Annotated in this window: 1 protein-coding gene; it reads right to left on the minus strand. The window is 48.7% G+C overall.

The window, feature by feature from the left end:
* The coding region (locus V7Z60_RS09880; protein WP_334117641.1) for a hypothetical protein at positions 1-1,661 on the minus strand (1,661 nt) is incomplete at both ends.

The raw sequence follows: 1,661 nt of genomic DNA on the forward strand, positions 1-1,661 counted from the left end.
CAGATTCAGATCCACAGTCCCTTGTCAGATGACGGAGAAACTCCAAAGCGGTCGGCTTGCATCCCTTCCGGAAGATAAAGCCCCCCATTGCCTTGGTATAGTTTACCAGGCCAAGGTTTCGAATCAGACCGGCGAAGAACCAGTCGGAATGGTTCAATCCCTTGAGCTTGCTGTGAAAGCCTGTGCGTTCGAGCTTCCGGACGGTGAAGTATTCAAACCTCTCTGCATGGGCCAGGGCATCGTCAGCGTACTGTCTCAGATCATCCTTCGTCACTTCCGGGTTAAGCCTCTTCAGGTAATCGAATGTCATGTACTTTCGATCAGAATATTCAAGCAGGATGTAATCCTTCCTCAGTTCCTGAAGCACGGTGTTGAACTCATTCTGATATCCCAGCCTGGCGTCCAGCTTCTTCAGGTCAATGACATCTTCTGCAAGCAGAAGGTGCTTGAAGAAAGCCCTGGCAGATTGATATGAATCTCTGATGACATATTGCGAGTACATCCTGAATCCAAGCTGCTTAAGCGACCTGGAATTGATTCTGTCAGCATGTTCTTCCCCGAATTCTGCAGCGTACATTGCCACGACGTCATCAGTGAAGTAGAAGTCATCTTCAAGCCGTTGGTTCATGAAGACCAGTTCAGATGCATCCAATGCAGGCTGGTCAATGATGTAGGAAAATGACTTTGAATCATAATATCCGCTGATGCAGTCAGTCATGTTCGCCCTGAAGGTGGCCGAAGAAACCCCGTATTCGTCTTCGTATGCCCTGCTCAACTCATCCAGGCTGACGGGAGCTAAACGGAACATGAGATCTCTTACCTGGCGGTTTCTGTCTGACTTTCCAAAGCGGATGTTCGGCGTTCTGCCGAAGGAAATGTCGTACTGGTTCTCATCATTCCAGATCTTCTCGTTCTTCTTCAGAAAGCTGTGCAGTTCGTAGCCGTCGCGGATATCGTATTCTTCCATCAGTTCAGCATTGTCCCGGAAAATCTTCTCTGCCGACAGCTCGATGTTTCTATACTGTTCAAGATTCATTGCTGAAACGAATTCCCTGACTTCATCGGCTGGAATCGAGCAGTATCTTACCTTCCTGCCTGTTTTCTGCAGACACCAGCTCATGCGGTCGACTATTCCCTCAAATGCCTTGAAACTCTTGTTCAGGCGCGTGTCATCCTGAATGTAATTTTCCTCAAGAATCTGAACATAGCGGTTGTAGAATTCCCTGATCGTACCTTCCCTGTCCGAAAACTCGTTTCTGGCAATGCACTCTGCAATGAAGGAAGGCCTGAGCGGAACATCCTCACCGTGAATGAACACGCTGTCCCTTGTCATGTACAAGTGCAGGCCATGATACATCCTTTTTGTGAAGAACGGGTCATCGAACATTTCACTGACGTCCTTACTGCCGCGTCTGCGTCCGCAGACCATGACAAGGTATCCGTAAGTGCAGTCCGTTTCAGGCTTCAGGAAAATCGTGTTGAATGCCTCCCTGTCCATGTTGTACCTCTCAAACCAGTATCTGTAGTCATCTTCTCTCAAGGCCGGCTTGTTTCTGAGTGCACTTCTTATCAGCTGATCGACTGACTGCTTGCTGCGGTTTCCCATCTTCCTTGCGCATTCTTCAAGAGTATTGCCTTCAACACGCAGCTTGACCGCCATC

It is taken from the genome of Ligilactobacillus sp. (genome assembly GCF_036846325.1).
Taxonomy (GTDB): Bacteria; Bacillota; Bacilli; order Lactobacillales; family Lactobacillaceae; genus Ligilactobacillus.